Source organism: Stenotrophomonas sp. FSL W7-1447, from assembly GCF_037966425.1.
GTDB lineage: Bacteria > Pseudomonadota > Gammaproteobacteria > Xanthomonadales > Xanthomonadaceae > Stenotrophomonas > Stenotrophomonas pavanii.
This window is the reverse complement of sequence record NZ_CP150199.1, coordinates 4,137,515-4,162,826: the sequence shown is the minus strand read 5'-3', so window position 1 is coordinate 4,162,826 and position 25,312 is coordinate 4,137,515. Positions and strand designations below refer to the sequence as shown.

Sequence of the window (25,312 nt, the reverse complement as noted above, 5' to 3'; positions counted from 1 at the left end):
GCTATGCTGGTACCACGGCAAGAAGCCATCCGGAGCGTTCCATGAATCAACCCGTGCCCCCGCTGCCCCCGGCGCGTCGCAATCCCGTCGCCAGTTTCTTCATCGGGCTGTGGGACGTCATGAACTTCACCCGCCGGTTGATCCTCAACCTGGTGTTCTTCGGCCTGCTGTTCCTGCTGCTGGTGATGTTCGTCATCGCCGCCGGCATGGGCGCCGGTGCCAGCAAGTCGCTGCAGGACCGCACCACGCTGGTGATCGCGCCGGAAGGCCGCCTGGTCGAGCAGTTCAGCGCCGATCCGGTCAGCCGCGCGCTGGCCAAGGCGGTGGGTGACAACGGTGCCGAAGAGATCCAGCTGCGCGACCTGCTGCGGGTGATCGAGTCGGCCAAGGAAGACAAGAAGATCGAGCGCGTGGTGCTGGAACTGGACAAGCTGCAGCCGTCCGGCTTCGCCTCGCTGCGTGAAGTGGCCGCCGCGCTGCAGGACCTGCGCGCGTCCGGCAAGCAGCTGGTGGCCTACAGCGAGAGCATGGGCCAGTCGCAGTACCTGCTGGCCGCGCAGGCCGACGAGGTCTACCTGGACCCGATGGGCTCGGTCGTGCTCGAGGGCCTCGGCCGCTACCGCCAGTATTTCCGCACCGGCCTGCAGGACAAGCTGGGCGTGGACGTGCACCTGTTCAAGGTGGGCGAGTACAAGTCCGCGGCCGAGCCGTACGTGCTCGACGCGGCGTCACCGGCCTCCAAGGAAGCCGACCTGTTCTGGATGAACGACGTCTGGCAGCGTTACCTGGGCGACATCGCCAAGGCCCGCCGCCTGGATCCGGCACAGCTGGCCGCCGGCATCGACACGCTGCCGGAAGGCATTGCCGCCGCCGGTGGCGACCTGGCCAAGTTCGCGCTGCAGCAGAAGCTGGTGACCGCGCTGAAGACCCGCGAGGAATTCGAGGATCTGATGATCGAGCGCGGCGTCGCCGACGACGATGCCGACGGCGGTTTCCGCAACGTCGACTTCGGCCGTTACCTGGCCCTGCTCGACGCCCGTCGCAACCCGGTGGACTCGCGTCCGCAGGTGGCGGTGGTGGTGGCGTCCGGCGAGATCAGCGGTGGTGACCTGCCGGCCGGCCGCATCGGTGGCGAGTCAACCTCGGCGCTGCTGCGTGCCGCGCGTGACGACGAGAACGTGAAGTCGGTGGTGCTGCGGGTGGATTCGCCCGGTGGTGAAGTGTTCGCCTCCGAGCAGATCCGTCGTGAAGTGGTGGCCCTGCAGGCCGCTGGCAAGCCGGTGGTGGTGTCGATGGGCGACCTGGCCGCCTCCGGTGGCTACTGGATCAGCATGAACGCCGATCGCATCTATGCCGATCCGTCGACCATCACCGGTTCGATCGGCATCTTCGGCATGGTGCCGAACTTCAGCCGCGCGCTGGACAAGATCGGCGTGCACACCGACGGTGTCGGCACCACCCGTTTCGCCGGCGCTTTCGACGTTACCCGTCCGATGGACCCGGCGGTGGGCCAGGTCATCCAGACGGTGATCAACAAGGGCTACGCCGACTTCACCGGCCGTGTCGCCGACGCCCGCAAGAAGCCGGTCGAGGCCGTCGACGAAGTGGCCCGTGGCCGCGTCTGGAGCGGCGCGCAGGCCAAGGAACGCGGACTGGTCGATGCCTTTGGCGGGCTGAAGGATGCCGTGGCCGACGCGGCCAGCCGCGCCAAGCTCGGCAAGGCCGATGCCTATCGCGTGCGCTACATCGAGAAGGCGGCCACGCCGTTCGCGCAGTTCGTCAGCGGGTTCGCCGGCAGCCGGGCCGGTGCGTGGATGCTGGCCGATTCGGGCGTGGCGCGGATGATGCTGGCCCGCACGATGCCGGACGTGGATACGCAGCTGCGCTTCGTCGAGAACGCCGCCCGCGAGAAGGGCAACGGTGCACCGGTGAAGGCGCTGGCGTACTGCTTCTGCGGGTTCTGATCGGCAGCAGTAGTGAATGAAAACGCCCGGCTCAGGCCGGGCGTTTTTCGTTGATGGGGCCGGACCCCTCTGCAGCGCATAGGGCTCTGACCCGACAGGTCACTGCGTCGCGTCAGCCTCGGCCTTGCGCTCGCTCGCAGCGGCGTCATCGACAGTCTTCTGCACGCCCTTGGCGCGGTCCAGCGGCTGCTGGATCGCGCGTGCCATGGCCTGCGGTTCCGGCGGCTTCTCCGGGTTCGGCGTGGGCGGACGCTGGCAGGCCGACAGCAGCACGGTGGCCAGCAGGGATGTGGACAGGATCAGGATGCGCATGGCGGCACTCCGTGATGGGCGTGCGCGCAGTGTCGCATCTACCGCAGGCGGCTGCCGTGAGCGCGTATCCTTGTGGCATCGGAACACAGTGGGCCCGGCCCCGGAGGACACATGACCCAGCAACGGTGGCGCCTGGACGGCCAGACCGCCCTGATCACCGGCGCCAGTGCCGGCATCGGCCTGGCCATCGCGCATGAACTGGCCGGGTTCGGTGCCGACCTGATGATCGTCGGCCGCGATATCGACATGCTGGAGACCGCGCGCGACGAGTTGCTGGACGTATATCCGCAGATGCAGGTCCACGCGCTGGCCGCCGATGTCTCCGATGACGAAGACCGCCGGCAGATCCTGGACTGGGTGGAAGACCACAGCGATGGCCTGCACATCCTGGTCAACAACGCCGGTGGCAACGTCACCAAGGCGGCCACGGAGTATTCCGAGGACGAATGGCGCCAGATCTTCGAGACCAACCTGTTCTCGGCCTTCGAGCTGTCGCGCTACGCGCACCCGCTGCTGGCCCGGCACGCGTCGTCGTCGATCGTCAATGTCGGCAGCGTTTCCGGCCTGACCCATGTGCGCAGTGGCGTGGTCTACGGCATGAGCAAGGCGGCGATGCACCAGATGACCCGCAACCTCGCGGTCGAATGGGCCGAGGACGGCATCCGGGTCAACGCGGTGGCGCCCTGGTACATCCGCACCCGGCGCACCTCCGGCCCGTTGTCGGACCCGGACTACTACGAGGAAGTGATCAACCGTACGCCGATGCGCCGTATCGGCGAGCCGGAGGAAGTGGCCGCCGCCGTCGGCTTCCTGTGCCTGCCGGCGGCCAGCTACGTCACCGGCGAGTGCATCGCAGTGGATGGCGGCTTCCTGCGCTACGGGTTCTGATCTTCCGGTGGTCGTGCGGCCGCTGGCCTACAACTGCAATCATCTGAAAATCCTGCGATTGTACCAGCGGCTACACGACCGGATGGTTGTCACCCCGGTACCGGGCAGTTGCTGGCCTCCAGCACGCCCTGCAGTCGTTCGCGCTCGCCGCGCGCCGTGTCGCGGTTTTCCGGCGAGGCGAACCGCTCACGCCCCCGCGCATCGCGGAAGCGTTGCTGCCAACTGCTGCAGCGCTGCGCTTCCGGCAGCGCCTCGCAGCGGTCGCGCACCACCTCGCAGCCGGCGGCGTTGACCGGCGTGGCGCCGCCCAGGCCCTGTACGGTCATCAGTTCGCAGCGTCCGGGGGCGGCTTCGTACTCGTGCAGGTAGCCGCCGCCCTGGCTGTCGGTGCACTGGAAGATCGGTGGCAGCGGCGGCTTCGGCGGCGCATGGCTGTCTGGCGCGGCATCGGCCTGGCGCGGCAGCGCTGCACTGTCGAGTATCAGATCGCCGCCTTCGCGTTCGACCATGCCGGCTTCCATGATCGTGCGCCCTTCACCGGGGCGGCGAGGTGCGGGTGCGGGAACGGACGGCGCAGTGGCCGCGGCCGGTTCGGGCGCGGCCGGCACGGGTGCCGCTGAGGCCGGCGCCGGCGGAGCACTGGCCGGCACCCGCACCACCTGCTGTTTGCTGCCGGTCGGGCAGGGCGTGCGTTGCAGGGTGGGCACATCGCTGCTGCTGGAGGTACAGCGGTAGATCACCCCGTCGTCGGCCAACGCGTTGCCGGCGAACAGGCCCAGGGCCAGCCAGATCGGATTCTTCATGCGCACAGCGTACATGCCCCGGCAGGCATCGCGCTCAGCGTTCGCAGTCCCGCGACAGGCGCGCGTCGATGCCACGTTGTTCGTTGCTGATGTCCGTGCGCTCGCTCTGCAGCGCGCTGTTGTAGCGGCGATCCAGTTCCCAGCGGCGGTCACGCAGGCGCGCGCAGACCTCCTGCGGCGGCAGCGCATGGCAGCTGTCACGGACCAGCACGCTGCCGGCCGGCACCTGCACGCCGACGCCCACCGCAGGCGGCCGGTAGCCGGCGCCTTCACCGATCGGCGCACCGACCGGCGTGCCGAAGCCCGGGCGTGGACCGGGATGGACCGCGCCGTGGTGCCCGTGCGGGAGCCACACGCTGGTCCACAACGGGACCCAGCGCGGATTGCCCTCGTTGCTGTCGCTGGTGTAGCGGCGACCGTCGTCGCTCACGCACTCGTACAACGGCTGTGGCGGCTGGATGTAGACGTGGCGGACTTCGCGATCGCGCATCACCGGAGCCTCGCTGGGCGCTGCGGGAGGGGCGTCACTGCGCACCACCCGCGGCGCGGGATCACGGGGCCGCTGCAGGTCGCGGACTTCCTGCCGGCCGCTGCTGCACGGCCTGTCCTGCAGGGCGACGGCGCCATTGCTGGCGACACAGCGGTACACGCGCACGTCCTCGGCGGCCAGTGCGGTCGAGGACAGCAGCAGGCACAGGCCCAGGGCGGTGCGCGGCAGGTTCATGGCGGCAGGGTGCGCGATTGTGCGCGGCAGTGCAATCGCCCGCTCAGGAGCGCAGCACGTTGCCGCTGAGCGCGTCGCGGATGGGGGTCGGCTGGGCCAGGCCGCCGGTTTCGCCGTCGAGCAGGCCATCGAGCAGGCGCAGCAGGCGCGGATCAAGTTCGGCACGGCTGCGGGCCGGCGGCTCTCCGGCCAGGTTGGCGCTGGTGGAGACCAGAGGACCGCCCCAGGCGCGGCACAGTGCAGCCACCAGCGGGTGGGCACTGATGCGCACGGCGATGCCGCTGTGCTCACCGGTGACCCAGGGCTTGGCGCGCGGACCGGTCGGCAGGATCCAGGTGTTGGCCCCCGGCCAGCTGGCCAGGACCGCGCGCTGGCGGGCGTCGGGCAGTGCCTGCAGGCGCACCCAGCCCTCCAGCTGCGACAGGTCGGCGGCCACCAGGATCATGCCCTTCTCGATCGGGCGCTGCTTCAGCCGCAGCACCATGTGCACCGCCGCCTCATGCGAGGGGTCGCAGCCCAGGCCCCAGACCGCTTCGGTCGGATAGGCGATCACGCCACCGGCGCGGAGCGTGGCGACAGCGGAGTCCAGGGTGAGTTCTTTCATGGCGGCGACCGGCCCGACGTGGGCCTTCATTATCCTCCTGCGGCGTGCAGAAGGGGTGGACCCTGGCACCCGGGAGTGCCGGCCGCTGGCCGGCGTCTGATGCTTCTGGGGTTGCCGGCCAGCGGCCGGCACTACCCCTCATCCACGCATGGCGTGACACAGCATCCACGCTTGGCGTGCATCTACTTCTTTGCAGCGGCCTTCTTGGCCGGGGCCTTCTTCGCGGCGGCCTTCTTTACCGCCTTCTTGGCAGGCGCCTTCTTGGCCGCGGCCTTCTTCGGCGCCGCTTCCTTCTTCACCGCCGCCTTCTTGGCCGGGGCCTTCTTCGCAGCGGCCTTCTTGGCACCGAAGCCCTTGCGCACCGGCTTGCCGGTTTCTTCCATCAGCTGCTGCACTTCGGCCAGGGTCAGCGATGCTGGCTCGCGATCCTTGGGGATCTTGCCGTTCATCCTGCCGTCGCTGATGTACGGGCCGAAGCGGCCGTTCAGCACCTGGATGTCGCTGCCTTCGAACTCCTTGATGATCCGGTTGCGCGCGATCTCTTCCTTCTCTTCGATCAGGAATACGGCGCGGGCCAGGTCGATGGTGTACGGGTCATCTTCCTTCTTCAGCGAGGCGTAGGTGCTGCCGCGCTTGGCGAACGGACCGAAGCGGCCGATGCCGACGCTGACCGGCTCGCCGTTGTCCTCGCCCAGCGCACGCGGCATCAGGAACAGTTCCAGCGCGTCTTCCAGCGAGATGGTGTGCATCGACTGGCCCGGGCGCAGCGAGGCGAACTTGGGCTTTTCCTCGGCGTCCTCCGCCGTGCTGCCGATGGCCGCATAGGGCCCGAAGCGGCCCAGCCGCACGCTGACCGGCTTGCCGGTCTTCGGGTCGGTGCCGAGCTCGCGCGCGCCACTGGCCTCGGCGCGGTCCACCGATTCCTTCTTGTCTTCCACCAGCTCCTTGAACGGCTCCCAGAAGCGGGCCATCAGCGGGATCCACTCTTCTTCGCCACGCGAGACGGCGTCGAGTTCGTCTTCGAGCTTGGCGGTGAAGTCGTAGTCCACGTACTGGGTGAAGTGGCTGGACAGGAACTTGGACACCGCGCGGCCGACGTCGGACGGACGGAAGCTGCGGCCTTCCATTTCCACGTACTTGCGGAACAGCAGGGTCTGGATGATCGACGCGTAGGTCGACGGACGGCCGATGCCGTACTCTTCCAGCGCCTTCACCAGCGCCGCTTCGGTGTAGCGCGGCGGCGGCTGGGTGAAATGCTGCTCGGCCTGGATGCGTTCCAGCGGCACGCGGTCACCGGGCTTCATCGCCGGCAGCTTGCGGCCCTCGTCCTCGTCCTCGGCGCTCTTGCTGTCCTTGCCTTCCTCGTACACGGCCAGGAAACCGGGCACCACCACCGTGGTGCCGCTGGCACGGAACACGTGCTCGCTGCCAGCGGACAGGTCGACGCTGACGGTATTGAGCGTGGCCGGGATCATCTGGCAGGCGACGGCGCGCTTCCAGATCAGTTCGTACAGGCGGCGCTCGTCGTCGGTCAGGAAGCGCGCCACCTGGGCCGGGGTGCGCAGGGCCGATGTCGGGCGCACCGCTTCGTGCGCTTCCTGGGCGTTCTTCGACTTGGTCTGGTAGGTGTTGGGCTGGTCCGGCAGCGAGGCGATACCGTAATCACGGGCGATCACGTCGCGGATTTCAGCCAGCGCGTCCTGCGACAGGTTCACCGAGTCGGTACGCATGTACGAGATCAGGCCGACGGTGCCTTCGTCACCGATCGCCACGCCTTCGTACAGCTTCTGCGCCACCTGCATGGTCTTGCGGGTCGTGAAGCCGAGCTTGCGCGAAGCTTCCTGCTGCAGGGTGGAGGTGGTGAACGGCGGCGCCGGGCGGCGCTTGCGCTCCTTGCTGGCCACGTCGGTGACATGCAGCGAGCCCTGCGCGGCCTGCTGGATGCGCAGGCGGGCGGCTTCGGCGGTGTCGCCGTCGGTGATGGTGAACTGCTCGAATTTCTGCCCGTCCAGCTTGACCAGCTTGGCGTTGAAGTGCTGCGACGGGTGGGCGCACTCGGCGGCGATCGACCAGTATTCGCGGGCGATGAACGCTTCGATCTCTTCCTCGCGCTCGACGATCATGCGCAGCGCCGGGCTCTGCACGCGGCCGGCGGACAGGCCGCGCTGGACCTTGCGCCACAGGACCGGCGACAGGTTGAAACCGACCAGGTAGTCCAGCGCGCGGCGCGCCTGCTGGGCATCGACCAGGTCGCTGGCGATCGCGCGCGGCTGGCTGATCGCTTCCTTGATCGCGCGCGGGGTGATCTCGGTGAACACCACGCGCTGCATCGGCTTGTCCTTGACCAGCCCGCGTTCCTTCAGGATCTCGGCGATATGCCAGCTGATCGCTTCACCCTCGCGATCCGGGTCGGTCGCCAGCAGGATGTCGTCGGCACCCTTGGCGGCCTTGGCAATCGCATCGACATGCTTTTCATTCTTGTCGATCACGTCGTAGTGCATGGCGAACCCGTTGTCCGGGTCGACCGCGCCTTCCTTCGGAATCAGGTCGCGCACATGCCCATACGAGGCCAGGACGGTGTAGTCCTTGCCGAGGTATTTGTTGATCGTCTTGGCCTTGGCCGGCGATTCAACGATGAGCAGGTGCTTGGGCATGGCAGCAGTGTCTGTGGGGCGAGCCGCAGGGGAGGGGCCGCTAGGGTGGAGCAAACGGCCGCATTAGTGAAGCGGCCACGGACAAATCAATACGCTGAACGCCCGGTAGTGTGCCGGGCGTTCAGGTTTCACCTTATTAGAGGAATCACGCCCGGCCAGCCGCTGTCAAGCAGCCAGGCGTGAGGATGGCCGTTCAGGAGGCCATCTTGGCGATGAAGCCGACCGCGGCGACCAGCAGCGCCAGGCCCGCAAGCATCAGCAGGCCGGTCAGCACCAGGATCACGATGGTGACCGTGCCCAGCTCGCGGCGCTGCAGGTGCGGCTGGTCGGTGTAGGCCCAGCGGTCGACCACCAGGGTGTCGCAGATCATGTCGTGCAGGCCCTGCTTGCGCTCGGTGAAGGCTGCCATCAGGAAGCCGATGCCGAGGGTGAAGCTGCTCAGCAGCATGGCCCAGTAGCGACCGAAGGCGCGGCCTCTGGTCAGGCGTTCGCCGTTGCTGCGCACGACCTTGATGCCGACCGCCATCTTGCCCAGCGTGGCGCCGCCCTGCGAGGAATGGAACCAGGTGTAGTAGGCCACGCCGATCACCAGGTTGATCAGGGCGCTGGCCAGCTGCGCGACGATCTCGATGGAGCTTTCGCCGCTGCCCACCGCGCCCATGCTGGCGCCGAGCACCACGCCGATGATGGCGCCGATGATGCCGCCCGGCACGGCCAGCACGAAGTAGTCGATCATGTAGGCCGCCACCCGCTTCCAGAAGCCGGCGTAGACCACTTCCCCGCCCACCACCGGCTGCGGGCCACCGGCAGCGGCGGTGCCCGGGGCGCTGTAGGGCGAGCTGCTGAGCGCGCCGGTGCCCGGCAGCGGTGCAGTGCCGTTGTCGATGGCGGCGTAGTCGCCGCGCAGGTCGAAGCCGCCACTGGCGGTGGCCGTGCTGGCGTCGGCGAGCGTCTGCAGGCCGAGCTCATCGACCACCTGGCGCAAGGCGGCCCACTGGGCCATGCCTTCGCGCCAGACCAGGGTGTCCAGGTTCAGTTGGCCGCGCTGGAAGCGCTGGCGGATCTCCTGGACCGGCAGCGGGCCCTGGCGTTGCTGTCCTTCGGCGTAGTACCACTCAGTCATTGCATGTTCCCCGTTGGGTCGTCCTTGGAGGTGCAGCCGTGCGCGGGGTTCAGCCGCGGCACGACGGCGGCAGGTACTTGTCGTCGCTCTCGCCGCTGCATTGCCAGCGGCCGCTGTCGCGGTCGTATTCCAGCCACAGCAGGTCGCCATCAAGGCTCTTGCCGGGCACGGCCAGCGTGGCTTCGATGCCACAGTGGCCATTGTTGAAGCGGCCGATGTTCACCGCCGACAGGCCGGCCTGGGTGAAGTCACCCGGGGCCGGGAAACCGGCGTCGTTGGCACCCGGGCAGCGGCCTTCATCATCGGCGAAATGCTGCACCTGGTCCTTCAGTGGCTGCAGGGCATTGACCGCCGTGGCGACCTTGGCGCGCACGGTGTAGTCGTTGTAGGCAGGCAGTGCGATCGCCGCGAGGATGGCCACGATCGGCACCAGTACCAGCAGCAGCCCGCCGCCGATGATCGCGGTCAGGGCGCAGCCGGAAAGCTTCTTTTTCGGCGGCGGCAGGACGCCGGCCGGGGCCGGGGTGGCATAGGGCGTGGACGGCGGCAGCACCGGCGGCTGCGGCGGCGGGGGTACGGCCGGTTCAGGCTCGGGCTCGGGCTCGGCGACCGGTGCGGCCACGTCCAGCGCCGGCACGATCAGGCCCAGCTCATCGACCACGGTGCGCAACGGCTGCCATTGCGGCAGGCCGTCACGCCAGACCAATGTGTCCAGGGAGATCTGGTTGCTGCGGAACAGCTCGACCAACTGTTCCGCCGGCAGCGGGCCTTGCTGCCGGTTGCCTTCTGCATGGAACCACTCGCTCACGGGGACGCTCCTGAATGCGCTATGCCCCCAAGTGTACGGTCAGTGCAGGGGTTCTGGCTCGTCCATGAACATCTGCGTTTCCATCCAGGCATAGGCCGCTTCGGAGCCGGGCTGGTTGAACAGCACCATCAGCACGACCCACTTCAGGTCGTCCAGGTCCAGTTCGTCCTGGTCCAGAGCCATTGCACGGTCCAGTACCAGCTCGCGCTGGTCGGCGTCGAGGATGCCGTGCTGCTCCAGGTACAGGAGGAAGCCACGGCATTCCACGTCCAGCTTGTCCAGCTCGGGCCCGTGGTAGATGCGCACGGGACCATCGACCCGCGCCTGGGCCACGCTCGGTCGCTGCGCGGCCAGGGCATCGAGCCAGTCGAACGCCTTGTTGATCTCGGTGGGGCTGAAACCGGCCTGGATCAGGCCGTTCTGGAGCGAATCGCGGTCACGGATCAGGTCCGCATCTTCGCTGAAATAGTGTTCAAACAGGTACAGCAGTACATCCAGGATGCTCTCTTTCATTGCCCCTCGGCCTGCGTCGCGCGACGCTGTGGAGGTGAAGAAACTAGGGAGTTCGACAGTAGCGGCCGTGTACGCACACCACGATTCCCGCCAGTTCCATGGCCAGCAGCATGGAGGACACCTGTGACGCCGTCAATCCACAACGCGTGATCAGTGAATCCATACCGCTTGGGTTGTGGTCCAGCGCCCGCCACAAGCACTGGTAGTCAGGGTCGTCGGCCCAGCGCGCCGGCAGGAGCGCCGGCGGTGCCTGTTCAGTGGGGGTGGCCAGGCGCGATTGCAAGCCCGGCAGCTGCTGGCGGAGGGCGGGCGCCAGCAGTTCCAGGACGTCCTCGGGGCGCTCGACCAGCGCGGCGCCTTCACGGATCAGGCGGTGGCAGCCCGCCGCGCGCGGGTTCAGCAGCGATCCGGGCAGTGCGCAGACCTCGCGGCCTGCCTCGGCGGCCAGCCGCGCGGTGATCAGCGCACCCGAGCGCTGGGCGGCCTCGACCACCACGGTCACCAGCGCCAGCCCGGCCACCAGCCGGTTGCGTGCAGGGAAGTGGCCGGGGCGGGCGGCCGTGCCGGGCAGGTATTCGCTGAGCACCGCGCCTTCGGCGGCGATGCGCGCCTGCAGCCGGGCGTGGCTGTCCGGATAGGCGCGGTCGGGGCCGGTGCCGATCACCGCCACGGTGCAGCCACCGGCGTCCAGCGTGGCCTGGTGCGCGGCCGCATCGATGCCTGCGGCCAGGCCACTGGTCACGGCCAGGCCGGCCTCGACGAAACAGCCCGCAAAACGCGCGGCCAGTGCGCGCCCGCCCGGGGTGGGGGAACGGCTGCCGACCAGCGCCACCGAGGGGCGCCAGGCCAGGCAGGGATCACCGGCGACGAACAGCGCCAGCGGCGGGTTGGGCACCTCCAGCAGCGATGGCGGAAAGGCCGGATCGGTGCAGGGCAGCAGGTCATGGTTGTCCTGTTCCAGCCAGCGCAGGGTAGCTGCCCAGGCCCGGTGGTCAGGACGTTCCAGTGCGGCGCATTGCTCCGGCGTGCAGCCGTGCGCGCGCCAGTTCGCGCTGCCCTGCGCGATGGCGGCCTGCGCATCGCCCGCGGCCTGCAGCAGGGCCCGTCGTGGCGCCAATGCGCCTCCCGCCATCAACAGGCGCAGCAGCGCCTCATATGCATGCGTGGTCATCCCCTACTATCGGCCGGATACAACGAAGGCGCCCTAGGGCGCCTTCGCATGTGACCGTCAGGGTTTGCCGGACCGCCCTGCAGGGTCGACTGTCAGTCGAGCATCGCGCCCAGCGCCGGCGTTCTCGAGCATCTGGACGAAAAGCAGCCGACTCTACTTTGCGTCCGGGTGCAGCGCGTTGTAACCCACCTGCACCGGCTTCACGCCCTGCATCACCAGCGCATAGCTGACGTTGTCGAAGGTACGGAACACCATCGCATGCGCGGCATATTCGTCCGGCAGCGAGACCCGGCCGGCGCCGGTGCTGAGCGAATCGTCCATGCGCGAGGAGGTCGGGTACTTCATGCGGTGCGCCACATGGCGGCCTGGGCGCCACAGCGAGAACACGGTGCCGTTGTCCACGCCCTGGGCCCGGCCGGCCGAGATCGCGATCACGTCGCGCGGGCCACCGGCGTTGAACATGTCGGTGACGGCCAGCACGCGCACGTCCACTCCCTCGACGCCGGCAGCGGGCACGTGGGGCACGAACTGCAGGTCGTACGGCCGCGCCTCGATCGGCACCAGGCGGTCGCCGGCGCGCACTTCGCGGCCGCCGACGTTCTTGTCCAGCACCAGCGTGGAGGCCTCGACCTGGCCGCCGGCGATCCGGGTGATGGTGCCGGTGGCGACCTGGGCCAGCTCGTAGCCGAGCACGCCACGGCGCGCGTTGGGCGCGTTGTAGGCCTTCCACAGGTTGCCGCTGCCCGGGGTGACGTCGCCATTGGCGGTCAGGTCCTCGGTCGGCTTGGGCTGGGCGTAGCGCACGGTCGGGCGTACCACGGCCCAGCGCTGGCCCACCTGGGCATCGGCCAGGCGCACGTAGACGGTGTCACCGCCCGCGGCGCGCAGGCGGCTGTCCTCCAGGCCGACCACGTAGGGCAGCTGCTTGATGCTGTCGACGACGCTCAGCTGCTTCAGGAACGGCTCGACCTGGGCCAGCGGAATGGCGTCGATCGGGGCCTCCTGGCGCGGACCGGCCTGGGACACGGTCACCCGGTCCAGGTAGGCCAGGCTCAGCACGTCACCGGGATAGATCAGGTGCGGGTTGGCGATCTGCGGATTGGCCTGCCAGATCTCCGGCCACAGCCAAGGCTTCTGCAGGAAACGCGCGGCGATATCCCACAACGTATCCCCTTTTCGGACCACGTAGGTGTCCGGGTGCCCGCCATTCACTTCCACGGCGGTAGCATAGGCAGCCACGGTCAGCATCGCCGCGGCGACGACCGTACGAAAACGAAGCAACATAGGTGTGAAGCCCTGATTCCCCAACAGGTCCACGCACTATAGTCCAGAAACCGGGGCGCAAGGCAAGCGTTGGAGCTAGAATCTGCGACGTATGCCGGCGTGCCGGCCCCCTACCCGGAAACAGCCATGGCCCTTCTCCCCATTCTCGAGTTCCCCGATCCGCGCCTGCGTACCAAGGCTGCGTTGATCGAAGCCGCCGAAGTCACCACGCCGGCCTTCCAGGAACTGATCGACAACATGTTCCAGACCATGTACGACGCGCCCGGCATCGGCCTGGCCGCCACCCAGGTGGACGTGCACAAGCGCTTCATGGTCATCGACGTCAGCGAAGAAAAGAATGAACCGCATGTGTTCATCAACCCGGAAATCGTCGCCAAGGAAGGGGGCCGGGTGTACCAGGAAGGCTGCCTGTCGGTGCCGGGCATCTTCGCCGACGTGACCCGTGCCGACACCATCACCGTGAAGTACCTGGACCGCAACGGCCAGGAACAGCAGCTGGAGGCGGGTGAAGTCCTGGCGACGTGCATCCAGCACGAGATGGACCACCTGGACGGCAAGCTGTTCATCGACTATCTGTCGCCGCTCAAGCGCGAGATGGTGCGCAAGAAGCTGGCCAAGCAGCGCAAGCACGTGGCGTGATCGCCGATCCGGGCCGCCCTTCGGGTGGCCCGTGCCTGCGCGACGCGCGCGGGCTCTACGGCGCCGGCCGACGGCGCCGTTTTCTTTCCTGCACGAATCCATCCTGCAAGTGGGGTAGCCATGAGGATTGTCTTTGCCGGTACGCCGGAATTCGCGGTGTCGTCGCTGCGCGCTGCGGCGCGCCACCACGAGGTCGTGGCCGTCTATACCCAGCCTGACCGCCCGGCCGGCCGTGGCCGTGGCCTGGCGCCGTCGCCGGTCAAGCTCGAGGCCGTGGCCCGCGGCATTCCGGTCTACCAGCCCGAATCGCTGAAGGACCCGGCTGCCCAGCAGCAGCTGCGTGACCTGCAGCCGGACCTGATGGTGGTGGTCGCCTACGGCCTGATCTTGCCCAAGGCCGTGCTGGCGATCCCGACCCACGGCTGCTGGAACGTGCATGCGTCGTTGCTGCCGCGCTGGCGTGGTGCTGCGCCGATCCAGCGCGCGATCCAGGCCGGTGACCCCACGACCGGCGTGTGCCTGATGCAGATGGAGGCAGGGCTCGACACCGGCCCGGTGCTGCTGCACCAGCCGTTGCCGATCGCGGCGACCGATACCGGTGGCCAGTTGCATGACAAGCTGGCCGAACTGGGCGCACAGGTGCTGTCTGATGGCCTGGGCCTGCTGCGTGCCGGCATCAAGCCGATCGCGCGGCCGCAGCCCGAGCAGGGCGTGACCTACGCGCACAAGCTGGACAAGGCCGAGGCCCGGCTGGACTGGGCGCAGGACGCCGACGCGCTGGCGCGTACCGTGCGTGCCTTCAACCCGTGGCCGATCGCCGAGGCCACGCTGGCCGGCGAGCGCGTGCGCATCCATGGCGCGGTGGCGCTGGACGTGGCCCATGGCCAGGCGCCGGGTACCGTGCTGGCGGCCAGCCGCGACGGCATCGACATTGCCTGCGGCCAGGGCGTGCTGCGCCTGCGCACGCTGCAGCGCGAAGGCGGCAAGGCGATCACCGCCGCCGACTACCTCAATGCACGCCGCGACCTGCACGTGGGGGCATAAGCGGTGTCGAAGCAGAATGATTTCTCCGTCGCCAAGGCGGCGCCGGGCGCGGCCACCCGCATGCTGGCCGCACGCGTACTGGCGCAGGTGTTCACCCGTGGCCGCTCGCTGAAGGCGGAACTGGCCTGGGCCCTGCCCAAGCTGGCCGACAGCCGCGATCGCGCCCTGCTGGAAGCACTGTGCTTTGCGGTCCTGCGCCGCCGCAGTACCTATGACGCTGCCCTGCAGTCGTGGATGCAGAAGCCGCTGTCGGCGCGCGACGCCGACCTGCGCACGCTGCTGATGGTGGGCTTCGCGCAGCTGGACGTGCTGGAACTGCCGGCGCATGCGGCCCTGTCGGCCACGGTCGACGCCGCCCGCGCGCTGGGCCGTGAGCGCCAGGCCGGGCTGGTCAACGCGATCCTGCGCCGCGCGCAGCGCGAGGGTTTCCCGGAGCAGCCTGCGCGTGACGCCTTCCCGGCGTGGTTGGCCGATGCCATCGAGCGTGACTGGCCGGCGCAGGCCGAGGCGATCTTTGCTGCCAGCCTGCAGCCGGCGCCGCTGTGGCTGCGTGCCAACCGCCAGCAGGGGGGCCGTGACAAGGCGCTGGCCACGCTGGCCGAGGCCGGTATTGCCGCCGAAGCCAGCCCGCTCAGCGCCGACGCGCTGCGCCTGGCGGCGCCCATCGCGGTGAACCAGCTGCCGGGATTCGCGGACGGTGCGTTGTCGGTGCAGGACCTGTCGGCGCAATGTGCCGCCGACGCACTGGCGCCGGCGGCCGGCGCCCGCGTGCTGGATGCCTGCGCGGCGCCCGGTGGCAAGTCGGCGCACCTGCTGGAACGTGACCCGGGCCTGCGCCTGCTGGCGCTGGATATCGACGCGCGCCGCCTCGCGCGTGCGCGCGACACCTACACCCGCACCGGCGTGGGCGAAGGCGCGCAGACCCGGGTGGCCGATGCAAGCGACCCCGGTGCCTGGTGGGATGGCACGCCGTTCGACGCGATCCTGCTGGATGCTCCGTGTTCGGCCACCGGCGTGATCCGTCGCCAGCCGGACGTGATGTTCCATCGCCGCGCCGAGGACATCGATGCGCTGGTCGGCGTGCAGGCCCGCCTGCTGGAGGCCTGCTGGTCGATGCTGCGCCCGGGCGGCGTGCTGCTGTACGCCACCTGCTCGATCCTGCGTGCCGAGAACATCGATCAGGTAAGGGCCTTCCTGAAATGGCATCCGGACGCGGTGGCAGAGCCGCTGGATGACAGATTCGGCCTGGACTGCGAGGGCATTGCGCGCCAGCGACTGCCCGGTGACAGCGATGCTGACGGATTCTTTTACGCGCGTCTGCTAAAAACAGCCTGACCCTGCTGACGTTGCGAGTCCCATGCTGAGATCCCGCGCATCGCGCGAGACGTGGTTGTTGGTGGTGATGGCCCTGCTGGTGCTGGGGGCCGGGCTGGGCCTTCGTGATCCGTGGCCATCGGACGAACCGCGCTTCGCGCTGGTGGCCAAGCAGATGATCGACAGCGGCCACTGGCTGTTCCCGCACCGCGGCACCGAGCTGTACTCGGACAAGCCGCCGATGCTGATGTGGTGGCAGGCCACGCTGTACGGGCTGGTCGGGCAGTGGCGCGTGGCGTTCCTGCTGCCGTCGCTGCTGGCGGCGCTGGGCACGCTGTGGTGCGTGGTCGATCTGGGCCGGCGCCTGTGGACGCGGCGGGTGGGGCTGTATGCCGGCTGGGCGCTGCTGTTCGCGCTGCAGTTCACCTTCCAGGCGAAGAAGGCGCAGATCGATCCCCTGCTGCTGCTGTTCATCACCCTGGCCAACTATGGCCTGCTGCGCCACCTGCTGCTGGGGCCGGCGTGGCGCTGGTGGTGGCTGGGCTGGTTCTTCGCCGGCATCGGCGTGATCACCAAGGGCGTGGGCATGCTGGCGCTGCTGATGATCGTGCCCGCGGCGATCGCTGCGGCACTGCAGTGGCCCCGGGTAAGCCTGCATGCGCGCGACGTGCGCTTCTGGCTGGCGCCGCTGGCGTTCCTGCTGGCGGTATCGCTGTGGCTGGCGCCGATGCTGCTGGCCGGCTTTGCCACCGGCTCGGACGAATACCGCGCGTACATGGACGACATCCTGTTCCAGCAGACCGCGCGGCGCTATACGCATTCGTGGGACCACCACCAGCCCGGCTGGTACTTCCTGGCGACGATGCCGCTGATGTGGATCCCGGCCTTCCTGGCGCTGCCCTGGGCGATTCCGGCCTGGCGCCGCCGGCTGCGCCGCCGCGACGCGCGCTATCTGCTGCCGCTGGCCTGGTGGCTGATGGTGGTGCTGTTCTTCTCGATCCCCGATGGCAAGCGCGATGTCTACATCCTGCCGGCGCTGCCGATGTTCTGCCTGGCGCTGGCGCCGTTGCTGCCGGGGCTGCTGAAGCGGCGCGATGTGCAGGCCGTGGTGGGGCTGTTCACCGGCCTGCTGTCACTGGGCCTGGCCGTGGCCGGCGCGATGGCGGTGGTGGGCGACCCGGCCTTCGAGCTGCGCCTGACCCATAGCCGCGGGCTGGCACCCGGGGCCGTCAATGCACTGGCCTGGACGATCCTGGCGATGGGCCTGTGGGGCGGCCTGAGCCTGCTGGCCTGTGGCCGCCGCCGGCAGCATGCGCTGGTATCGACCCTGGCGATGGTCTGGGTGCTGTACAGCCTGGTCGGCTACCCGTTGCTGAACGATTCCAGTTCCGCCCGCGGCCTGATGCGCACGGTCGGCGCGCGCCTGGCCCCCGATGCCGAGCTGGGACTGGTGGCCTGGAAGGAACAGCATCTGCTGCTGGCCGATCGCCCTGCGGCGACCTTCGGTTTCGAGACCGATTGGGACGAGCAGCTCCTGGCGGCCACGCGCTGGCAGCGGCTGGCGCCCGATCGCCGTTGGCTGCTGGTCCATGAATACGCGATGCTGTCGTGCATCGACCGCAACCGCTCCGAACTGGCTGGCGTGGCCAACCGCCGGCGCTGGTGGCTGGTGCCGGCAGCGGCGGTGAAGGTGCCCTGCGTGGTCACCGCGGAGGAGCGGGAACGTGAACGGCGTCTGCAGGAACATGACTAGCCCGCCCCCTTCCTGCTTGTCCAGTCTGCCCAAGCGTGGCCAAAGGCAGTAAAACAGCAGGCCGGGATGGCCTGCATCGGCCGTTCCCGTTCTTCCAGCCGATTGCAGCGATACTTCCCGACGTGCCAGCTTCACCGGACAACCTGAACCTCACGGCCGGCGATCCGCTGGGCGTTCCCGCCGGCGGGCGTCACGGGGTGGCCCACGGCCTGGCCCAGCTGGGCCTGTTCTGCCTGCCGGCGCTGGTGCTGACCGTGCCGATCAACCTGTTGCCGTACGGCCTGCTGCTGCTGCTCAGCACCCTGCTGGCGCCGGAGCTGCTGTGGCGTGCGCGCGGCATGGCGGGCCAACCGGTGAAAGTGCTGGCCTGGCTGATGCTGGCGGTGCTGGCGCTCGGCCTGCTGTCGGTGCTGCTGTTCGAGCAGGGCCTGCGTGACGTCGACAACCGATCGCGGTTCGTGGTGATCCCGTGGATCGCGCTGTGGGTGTGCGCGCTGCGTCCCAACCTGCGCTGGCTCTGGTATGGCGCGTTGACCGGCCTGCTCGCCACCTTCGTGATGTCGCTGTGGCAGGTGCTGGGCGGCGCCCCGCGCGCGGACCTGTTCACCAACGCCATCGTACTGGCCGACATCGTGATGGTGCTGATGGTGCTGCTGGTGTTCTGCCGCCCGTCGCGGCGCTGGTCGCTGGTGATCCTTGGCATGGCCGCTGGCTGCGGCACCATCGTGCTGACTGGCAGCCGCGGCGTGTTTGCCGCCCTGCTGGCACTGCTGGTGGTGCTTGCGCTGAGCCTGCGCTGGCGCACCGGCGCGGCGCGCCTGTCGGTGCTGGCCGGCATGCTGGCGATCGGTGCGACCCTGCTGCTGTCGGTACCGGAACTGCGCCACCAGGTCCGCCTGAGCGAGCTGCACAGTGACGTGCAGCGGATGGAGCTGGGCGACAGCGACTCGTCCGCCGGGGCCCGCGTGGAGCGCCTGCAGGTGGCCTGGCAGACCTTCCTCGACCATCCGCTGGTGGGGGTGGGCATCGGTCATTTCGACAGCGCGATGCTGCGCGTGCCGGTCTGCCGCGAGAACCCGGAAGAGTTGCGTTGCCACCTGGGGCATGCACACAACGATGTCGCCGAATGGGCAGCGACCCAGGGCGCACCTGGCCTGCTGCTGTTGCTGGCGGTGTATGGCATCCCGCTCTGGCTGTTCGTGCGCCTGCATCGCCGCAGCGGACGATCGACCTTCCGGGGCCCGGCGGCCGCCGGCATCATGCTGGTGATCACCTACGCACTGTGCGGCCTGACCCAGTCGATGTTCGCGCACCAGATGACCGCCAGTTTCTACGTGACGCTGGTCGGCCTGCTGACCGGCCTGTCGATCGTCGAGGGCGCGCGCCACCGGGCAATCAGCGGGACGTGATCCAGCGGCGCCCCGCACAGGGCCGGGCGATCAGGGGTTCGGCGGGTCTGCCACGGCCTGGCCGTTGCCCAGCATCCACAGCATGATGGTCTTCTGGCGCACGTAGTTGGCGCGCACATAGGCGTAGACCAGGCCGTGCCAGCCGTCGCGGAAGCCGCCACGGAACAGGAAGCCGCGCCAGAACCGCCAGGCCGGCGCCAGCACCAGCTTGCCCAGCGTGGCCCGTTTGCCGCGCGCGAATTCGTGCTCGGCCATCATCCGTGCGTACTTCTCGGTCTTGGCCAGCTGCTGCTGCAAGGAGCGGTAGGGATAGTGGATCAGGTCGCCGCGCAGGGTGCCGACGCTGCCATCGACGCTGGCCGCCTCGTGGATCTCGCGCTTGCCGCGCCAGCCGCCGCGGCGGCGGTCGAACAGGCGCATCACCCGGTCCGGGTAGGCGTTGCCATGGCGCAGGAACCTGCCGAAGTACTCCGACAGGCGCGCGAAGCGGTAGCCGGCATGACCGGCGAAGCCCCCTTCACGGGCCTGTTCGATGGCCGCACGCAGCCCCGGGCTGATCCGCTCATCGGCGTCCAGGCACAACACCCAGTTGTGGCGGGCCTGCCCGACGCAGTAGTCCTTCTGGCTGCGGAAGCCGTCGAACGGGCGCTGCAGCACCCGGGCGCCCGCGGCCTCGGCGATGGCCACGGTGGCATCGGTGGAGTACGAGTCGACGACGAGGATCTCATCGCAGAAGGCCAGCGAGGCCAGGCAGTCGCCGATGCGGCCCGCCTCGTTGAACGCGATAATGCAGGCCGAGATGCGAGGCCGTTCGATGGGAGCGGTCGTGGAGGACATGATGGCCGGGTACCTGTTGTTTGCGACGGAGCGCTATGCGCTGCCTATTCTCGCCCCGTTGGCGCAGGCCTTGCACGCCTCCGGGCAGGAGGTGGCGGCCTGGTTCGAGGACGGCGCGGCCGGCAGCCAGCTGCCAGGGGTGCCCAGCATCGGCCTGAAACAGGCGCTGGCGATGCGGCCGCGCGCGGTGTTCAGCGCCGCCAACTGGGTGCCGACCTTCCTGTCCGGGGCCAAGGTGCAGCTGTTCCATGGCTTCAACGTGGAGAAGCGCGACAGTGCGCGCGGCCACTTCCGGGTGCGCGGGATGTTCGACCTGTACTGCACGCAGGGCCCGGCCACCACCGCGCCGTTCCGTGCGATCGCGGCCCAGCAGGGCCACTTCGCCGTGGCCGAGACCGGCTGGCCGAAGCTGGATCCGCTGTTCCGCGACGACGGTGGCGAGAGCGCCGCGCTGCGCGCAGCAGCGGGCGGGCGCCCGGTGATCCTGTTCGGTTCGACCTTCACCGAGCGCCTGAGTGCCGCCCCGCACCTGCACGCGCAGATCGCGGCCGACATCGCGGCCGGTGAGCGCTACTGGCTGCTGACACTGCACCCGAAGTGCCCACCGGACCTGTTCGAACGCTACCGCGCGCTGGCCGGTGCCCATGCGCGCTTCATCGAGCCGGAACAGGTGATGGCCGCACAGCGCGCTGCCGATGTGCTGGTGTCGGATACCTCGTCGATCGTTTCGGAGTTCATCGTCCAGCACAAGCCGGTGGTGACCTTCCGCAACCGCGTGCCCAAGCCGCACATGATCGACTTCGACGACCCGCTGCAGCTGCCGGCGATGCTGCAGCGCGCGCTGCATCCGGACGCGGCGCTGCAGGCGGAGATCGTGCGTTATGCCGACGCCATCCACCCCTACCGTGACGGCCTGTCCAGCGAACGGGTGATCGCGGCCACCGAGGATTTCCTGTCCGGTGAAATGGGCGCGTTGCGACGCAAGCCGTTCGGCAGCTGGGTGCGCGACCTGCAGATCCGCAAGGACCTGGGCTATTGGGGGCCGTCGCAGCGCTGATGGGTTGATGCGGATCCACGCCATGCGTGGATGCACGACTCCGCTCGCGGTAGGGCCGGCCGCTGGCCGGCAACCTCGGCAATGTCTGCGGTTGCCGGCCAGCGGCCGGCACTGCCTGTATTGCTTACCAGCGCAGCGTGCGCCGCGCCAGCGCTGCGGCCAGCTGCTCCATCACCTGGTGCGCCTGCGCCCGCGGCAGGTAGTGCAGGGTGAGCGCCACATCGCCATGCGCGCCGGCGGTATCCAGTTGCAGGCTGCTGGTACCCAGCAGCTTGTCCAGCGGTGAGCGCCGCAGGCGCAGGCCCTGCACCTTGTCCAGCTCGGCCCAGCGCCACCAGCGCTTCCACCAGCCGCCGCGCACGGCTACGTAGTGGTCATCCAGGTACCAGCCCATGCGCGCCATCTGCCGGTGCGCGACCAGCAGCGCCACCGGCAACCAGGCCAGCACCAGCAGGCCCCACGTTCCCCAGCGCCAATAGCCGGCGACAGCCAGCAGGGGGACCAGCACCAGCGCGCCCAGGCACAGCCGCCACCATCCACGCTGCGGGATGGACTGCCACTGCGCGGGCGGCCACTGCAGCCGGGGCAGCAGGTGCCGCACCAGCTGCGTGCAGTGCTCGCGGGGGGCCAACGGCGCCAGCTCGCGCAGGGCGCGATCCTCGTCGCGCGAGGGACCGCCGGCGGCGCTGTCGATGCGCAGCTGGCGCAGTCCGAACCAGCGATGCAGGGTGGTTTCGCGCAGTGTCCAGGCCTGGATGCGGCGTCGCGCAACACTGCTGCGGGTGCGGCTGAGCAGGCCGGCCGAGACGGTCAGCCGGCGATCCTGCTCGCTGAGGGTGAAGCCGTGATAGCGCAGCAGGGTCAGCACCACCGACAGCAGGCGCAGCCCCAGCCAGCCCAGCAGCAGGGCCGCTGCCAGCAGCAGGAAAGCGCCGGCCACGCCGGGGTGCAGGTGGCTGGCATAACCGAATGCCTCGCGGCCGCCACGCTGGATGGCCGCGTCCATCACCGGGCGCGGCACGGTCTGGAACAGCACGCCGAAGGCGGCGACCGCCAGCGCCCAGCCGCGGTTGGAAAGCAGGCCCATGCGCACCACGTCCCAGCCCGACAGGCGCAGCAGGACGTGTTCGGTGCCGGCCGCGGTGTCCGCAGGCGTGGCGACAGCGTCGGCGGCCTGCGGTGCCTGCCCACGCTGGCGCACGAGACGTTCCAGCGCCAGCGCCTGGTCCAGCTTCAGCACCCGCATTTCCGCTTCCGGGCGCACGCCGCCAGCCGACTCCAGGCGCAGCTCGGCCACGCCGAACAGGCGGTGCAGCGGGTTCTGCCGCACTTCCACGTTGTGGATGCGGGCAAACGGGATCTCGCGGCGGTTGCGCGCCAGCAGCCCGCTGCGCACGGTGATCGCGTCGCTGCCGATGCGGTAGCGGTAGCTGAGGTACTGCAGCACCGAGACCAGCACCAGCGCGGCAATCGCCGACAACGGGATCAGCTGCGCCCACATCGGGTCGCGGTCGCCGCGCTGGCCGAACACCAGCAGTGCCACCAGTGGCAGGAAGTAGTGGCGCAGTTGCATCAGCAGCACGAACAGCCACGACCACGGGTGCAGGCGATGGTCTTCGCCACCGTCAGGCAGCGATGCGGGCAGGGGCGGTGGCAGGCTCACAGGGCGTCGGCGTCCTGGTCCAGCTGGTGCGAAAGCGTGTCGCGCAGGCGTTCGGCATCGACTTCATCCAGGCCGCTGACAGTCACCGCGCTCATGCGGGTACCGGCGGTGTGCACGATCAGCGTGGCCAGGCCGGCGCGGCGTTCCAACGGGCCCCTGCGCAGGTCCAGGTGCTGTACGCGCGAAATGGGAATGCGGGTTTCCAGCTGCCACATCAGGTCGCGGCGCAGGCCCAGGCCCTGGGCATCCAGCCGCCAGCGGGTGCGGGTCAGTCGCCGGCGGCCGAGCCATGCGCCGAAGGCGATGCCCGCCAGCAGACCGATCACGGCGGTCCACAGGCCGCCTGGCAGATCGAAGAACCAGCCAGCTGCGGCCAGTGGCAGGCCCGGCACGAACGCGCCGCCGAATGCGCCTTCCAGTGCGGCCAGGCGCGCGGCGCGTTGCGGCAGCGACTGCCAGGCATCGGTGGGTGGGGCGGTAGGGGCGACGTCGGTCACGCAGGCTCCGTCAGGCGGCAGGGCGGGCGGTGGCGGCGCTGGCCGCACCGCGCAGACGGTAGCAGGTCGGCTGCGTTACTGGGCAGCCTGGATCAGCGCGTCAACATCCAGCAGATGGCCTGCACGATCAGCCTTGGTACGCAGGTAGTGCTCGTTCTCGGCAGTGATCTCGCCGGTGACCGGAATGCAGTCCAGCACCTCGATGCCGGCGTTGCGCAGGCGCTGTGCCTTGGTCGGATTGTTGCTGAGCAGGGCCACGCGCGAAATGCCCAGGCCGTGCAGCATCGCCACCGCACTGCCGTAGCGGCGCTCGTCGGCGCCGAAGCCCAGCTGCGCATCGGCATCGATGGTGTCCAGGCCGTCGTGCTGGTAGCCGTAGGCGCGCATCTTGGCCGCGATGCCGGTGCCGCGGCCTTCCTGGTCCAGGTACAGCAGCACGCCGCCGCCCAGTTCCTTCAGCTTGCGCAGGCCACGCCGCAGCTGGTCGCCGCAGTCGCACTTGAGTGAACCGAACAGGTCGCCGGTCAGGCACGAGGAGTGCACGCGTACCGGCACCACTGCCGACAGGTCCGGTTCGCCGACGATGATCGCGACCTGGTCGCGCTGGGCCACGCCCCCGCGGAACACCGCGAAGGTGGTCATGCCGACGTCGCGCAGCGGCACCGGCGAACGGGCGACCAGTTCGTAATCGTGGGCGGCGTGTGCCGCGCCCTCGGCCAGGTCGCACAACGCCACTTCGGCCGCACCCGCAAAGGTCGTGTCCTCCGCATCCAGGCGCACCGCCACCATCGCCGGCAGCAGCAGGCCCAGGCGGGCCAGCTCCACCGCGCCGGCATCGAAGGCGTCGCCGGCACTCCAGTCTTCGGGCATCGGGCCGGGTTCGCGCAGGTAGCCCAGCGAGGGCAGGGCATCGAAGGCGACGCCGGCCAGGGGCAGGCGTGCGCCTTGCGGAGCCTCCACGCCGAGCACGCGGGCGCGGGTAGCGGTCAGGAACAGGTAATGGCGTTGGCGTGCAGCACTGGCGAACGCGGCGAAGCTGCTGGCCGTGGCGCTGTCCAGCGCGATCACGGCCAGGCGCTGGTCCTGGCCGTCGTGGAGCAGCACCGGGCGACCGGCACGCAGTTCGGCCACCGCGCGTTCGCAGCGGATCGCGGCGGGATCGCCGAACAGGGAAGAGGCAGCAGTCATGGCAGGACCGGGGAGGCGGACATCGCAGTCTCTATGGGGGCAGCGGCGTCGTATTCAACGTGGTGCGGCCGCCGGTCGCAGGCGACCGGATAGCCGTCAATGCGGATGTTCTTCGGTCGCGTACGGGTCTTCCTCGCCGCTGCCCGGGGGCCGCAGCGTGTAGCGCTTGTAGGTCCACTGGTACTGCGCCGGGTCGCGACGGGCGATGCGCTCGATGCCGGCATTGAGCGCGGTGGCGGCCACCTGCGGGTCCGGGTCGGCCACGGCCGGGTCGGTCGGCTCGATGTGCAGGGCGAATTCCATGTCCGGCCCGACGCGCTCGCACCAGCCATACAGCACGGTGGCGCCGGTGCGCTCGGCCAGGCGGTTGACCAGGGTCATGGTCAGCGCCTGCACGCCGAAGAACGGCACGAATACGCCATCGCCGGCCTTGGGCTGCTGGTCGGGCAGGATGCCGGTGGCGCCGCCCTCCTTGAGTACCTTGAACAACTGGCGCACGGCCGGGCCCTCGGCGCGCACCTGCTGCACGTTCTGGCCGCCGCGCACCAGCTGCAGGAAGGCGTCGCTGGCTTCGTCCTCCGGCGGCTTGTAGACGATGGCGATCTGCCCGCGCGAGGCCAGCCACTGGTTCAGCAGCTCCCAGTTGCCGAAGTGCGGGGCGGCCACGATCACGCCCTTGCCGCTGGCCAGGGCCGCGTCGTACAGGGCTTCGCCGTGGCGCTGCTGCAGGTGCAGGCGCAGGTTGTCGGCCGGCTTCCGGCTCCACAGGCGCAGGGTCTCGATCGCCTGCAGGGCGGTCGAGCGCAGCAGCTCGCGGTGCAGGCGGTCGCGCGCGGGACCGTCCAGCTCCGGGTAGGCCAGTTCGAGGTTGCGCCGGGTAACGCGGCTCTCCCGGGCATTGAGACGGACCCATGTCCATGCCAGGGCGTGCGCGAACGCCCGCAGCAGCGGCCAGGGCAGGCGGGCGAACAGGGTGGTGGCGCGGTAGACCAGCCGGGCTTTGCGGTGCGGATTCATCGGCGCCAGTTTAGCCAAGGGCGCTGCTATCGTGGCCGGCCCTGTT

Annotated in this window: 23 protein-coding genes; 8 read left to right on the top strand and 15 right to left on the bottom strand. The window is 69.4% G+C overall.

Annotation, left to right across the window (positions count from 1 at the left end):
• The first annotated feature begins 41 nt into the window (after positions 1 to 41).
• The gene (gene sppA / locus NSQ78_RS19305; protein WP_049470964.1) at positions 42 to 1,964 is read left to right on the top strand and encodes a signal peptide peptidase SppA; all 1,923 of its coding nucleotides are present in this window, start codon (positions 42 to 44) and stop codon (positions 1,962 to 1,964) included.
• Between the two features lie 99 nt (positions 1,965 to 2,063).
• Here sppA and NSQ78_RS19300 read toward each other — a convergent pair whose 3' ends face one another.
• A complete protein-coding gene (locus tag NSQ78_RS19300; protein ID WP_049470965.1) occupies positions 2,064 to 2,276 on the bottom strand; it encodes a hypothetical protein in 213 nt (70 codons plus the stop codon).
• Positions 2,277 to 2,387: 111 nt separating this feature from the next.
• On the opposite strand from NSQ78_RS19300, the gene NSQ78_RS19295 reads away from it, so the two are divergent.
• The gene (locus NSQ78_RS19295; protein ID WP_049470967.1) at positions 2,388 to 3,164 is read left to right on the top strand and encodes an SDR family oxidoreductase; all 777 of its coding nucleotides are present in this window, start codon (positions 2,388 to 2,390) and stop codon (positions 3,162 to 3,164) included.
• Positions 3,165 to 3,253: 89 nt separating this feature from the next.
• Here the strand turns inward: NSQ78_RS19295 and NSQ78_RS19290 are convergent, their stop codons facing one another.
• The 9 genes from NSQ78_RS19290 to NSQ78_RS19250 form a co-directional block, all read right to left on the bottom strand.
• On the bottom strand, positions 3,254 to 3,967 hold the full coding sequence (locus tag NSQ78_RS19290; RefSeq protein WP_049471039.1) for a hypothetical protein: 714 nt from the start codon (positions 3,965 to 3,967) through the stop codon (positions 3,254 to 3,256).
• Between the two features lie 34 nt (positions 3,968 to 4,001).
• Positions 4,002 to 4,691 (bottom strand): DUF4124 domain-containing protein, encoded by a 690-nt coding sequence (locus NSQ78_RS19285; protein ID WP_049470968.1) that lies wholly within the window; start codon positions 4,689 to 4,691, stop codon positions 4,002 to 4,004.
• Between the two features lie 43 nt (positions 4,692 to 4,734).
• Positions 4,735 to 5,325 carry a Sua5/YciO/YrdC/YwlC family protein gene (locus NSQ78_RS19280; protein ID WP_080355598.1) on the bottom strand — a complete coding sequence of 197 codons (591 nt, stop codon included), beginning with the start codon at positions 5,323 to 5,325 and terminating at the stop codon, positions 4,735 to 4,737.
• A gap of 152 nt (positions 5,326 to 5,477) precedes the next feature.
• The gene (locus NSQ78_RS19275) at positions 5,478 to 7,949 is read right to left on the bottom strand and encodes a DNA topoisomerase I (protein WP_064239352.1); all 2,472 of its coding nucleotides are present in this window, start codon (positions 7,947 to 7,949) and stop codon (positions 5,478 to 5,480) included.
• A 193-nt stretch (positions 7,950 to 8,142) separates the two neighbouring features.
• Positions 8,143 to 9,072 carry an RDD family protein gene (locus NSQ78_RS19270; protein ID WP_049470972.1) on the bottom strand — a complete coding sequence of 310 codons (930 nt, stop codon included), beginning with the start codon at positions 9,070 to 9,072 and terminating at the stop codon, positions 8,143 to 8,145.
• 49 nt (positions 9,073 to 9,121) lie between these two features.
• Positions 9,122 to 9,880 carry a pilin gene (locus tag NSQ78_RS19265; protein ID WP_064239351.1) on the bottom strand — a complete coding sequence of 253 codons (759 nt, stop codon included), beginning with the start codon at positions 9,878 to 9,880 and terminating at the stop codon, positions 9,122 to 9,124.
• A 39-nt stretch (positions 9,881 to 9,919) separates the two neighbouring features.
• Positions 9,920 to 10,393, bottom strand: coding sequence for a DUF494 family protein (locus tag NSQ78_RS19260; RefSeq protein ID WP_005419622.1), 474 nt, complete (start codon positions 10,391 to 10,393; stop codon positions 9,920 to 9,922).
• Positions 10,394 to 10,436: 43 nt separating this feature from the next.
• On the bottom strand, positions 10,437 to 11,564 hold the full coding sequence (dprA, locus tag NSQ78_RS19255) for a DNA-processing protein DprA (RefSeq protein ID WP_064239350.1): 1,128 nt from the start codon (positions 11,562 to 11,564) through the stop codon (positions 10,437 to 10,439).
• Positions 11,565 to 11,717: 153 nt separating this feature from the next.
• Positions 11,718 to 12,848, bottom strand: coding sequence for a LysM peptidoglycan-binding domain-containing protein (locus tag NSQ78_RS19250; protein WP_053461515.1), 1,131 nt, complete (start codon positions 12,846 to 12,848; stop codon positions 11,718 to 11,720).
• 126 nt (positions 12,849 to 12,974) lie between these two features.
• On the opposite strand from NSQ78_RS19250, the gene def reads away from it, so the two are divergent.
• From def to NSQ78_RS19225, 5 genes are all read left to right on the top strand, one after another.
• Complete coding sequence (gene def / locus NSQ78_RS19245; RefSeq protein WP_049470976.1) at positions 12,975 to 13,487, top strand: peptide deformylase; 513 nt, start codon at positions 12,975 to 12,977, stop codon at positions 13,485 to 13,487.
• Between the two features lie 120 nt (positions 13,488 to 13,607).
• On the top strand, positions 13,608 to 14,531 hold the full coding sequence (gene fmt / locus NSQ78_RS19240; RefSeq protein WP_064239349.1) for a methionyl-tRNA formyltransferase: 924 nt from the start codon (positions 13,608 to 13,610) through the stop codon (positions 14,529 to 14,531).
• Between the two features lie 3 nt (positions 14,532 to 14,534).
• Positions 14,535 to 15,866: a 16S rRNA (cytosine(967)-C(5))-methyltransferase RsmB gene (gene rsmB / locus NSQ78_RS19235; RefSeq protein WP_064239348.1), complete on the top strand. Its 1,332-nt coding sequence runs from the start codon at positions 14,535 to 14,537 to the stop codon at positions 15,864 to 15,866.
• A gap of 22 nt (positions 15,867 to 15,888) precedes the next feature.
• Positions 15,889 to 17,598 carry a glycosyltransferase family 39 protein gene (locus tag NSQ78_RS19230; RefSeq protein ID WP_057493870.1) on the top strand — a complete coding sequence of 570 codons (1,710 nt, stop codon included), beginning with the start codon at positions 15,889 to 15,891 and terminating at the stop codon, positions 17,596 to 17,598.
• Positions 17,599 to 17,741: 143 nt separating this feature from the next.
• Positions 17,742 to 19,007 (top strand): O-antigen ligase, encoded by a 1,266-nt coding sequence (locus NSQ78_RS19225; protein ID WP_064239699.1) that lies wholly within the window; start codon positions 17,742 to 17,744, stop codon positions 19,005 to 19,007.
• 30 nt (positions 19,008 to 19,037) lie between these two features.
• Here the strand turns inward: NSQ78_RS19225 and NSQ78_RS19220 are convergent, their stop codons facing one another.
• Positions 19,038 to 19,844 (bottom strand): glycosyltransferase family 2 protein, encoded by an 807-nt coding sequence (locus NSQ78_RS19220; protein ID WP_064239347.1) that lies wholly within the window; start codon positions 19,842 to 19,844, stop codon positions 19,038 to 19,040.
• Here NSQ78_RS19220 and NSQ78_RS19215 point away from each other — a divergent pair.
• Positions 19,843 to 20,901: a CDP-glycerol glycerophosphotransferase family protein gene (locus NSQ78_RS19215; protein WP_064239346.1), complete on the top strand. Its 1,059-nt coding sequence runs from the start codon at positions 19,843 to 19,845 to the stop codon at positions 20,899 to 20,901. The genes NSQ78_RS19220 and NSQ78_RS19215 overlap by 2 nt on opposite strands.
• Before the next feature lie 124 nt (positions 20,902 to 21,025).
• On the opposite strand, the gene NSQ78_RS19210 is transcribed toward NSQ78_RS19215, so the two are convergent.
• From NSQ78_RS19210 to NSQ78_RS19195, 4 genes are all read right to left on the bottom strand, one after another.
• Positions 21,026 to 22,564, bottom strand: a complete 1,539-nt coding sequence (locus NSQ78_RS19210) for a PH domain-containing protein (RefSeq protein WP_053461509.1) — start codon at positions 22,562 to 22,564, stop codon at positions 21,026 to 21,028.
• Complete coding sequence (locus tag NSQ78_RS19205; RefSeq protein WP_057493874.1) at positions 22,561 to 23,061, bottom strand: PH domain-containing protein; 501 nt, start codon at positions 23,059 to 23,061, stop codon at positions 22,561 to 22,563. The genes NSQ78_RS19210 and NSQ78_RS19205 overlap by 4 nt, the downstream gene beginning before the upstream one ends.
• Before the next feature lie 75 nt (positions 23,062 to 23,136).
• Positions 23,137 to 24,249: a GTP cyclohydrolase II RibA gene (gene ribA / locus NSQ78_RS19200; RefSeq protein ID WP_064239345.1), complete on the bottom strand. Its 1,113-nt coding sequence runs from the start codon at positions 24,247 to 24,249 to the stop codon at positions 23,137 to 23,139.
• A 96-nt stretch (positions 24,250 to 24,345) separates the two neighbouring features.
• On the bottom strand, positions 24,346 to 25,266 hold the full coding sequence (locus NSQ78_RS19195) for a lauroyl acyltransferase (RefSeq protein ID WP_064239344.1): 921 nt from the start codon (positions 25,264 to 25,266) through the stop codon (positions 24,346 to 24,348).
• Positions 25,267 to 25,312 lie beyond the last annotated feature (46 nt).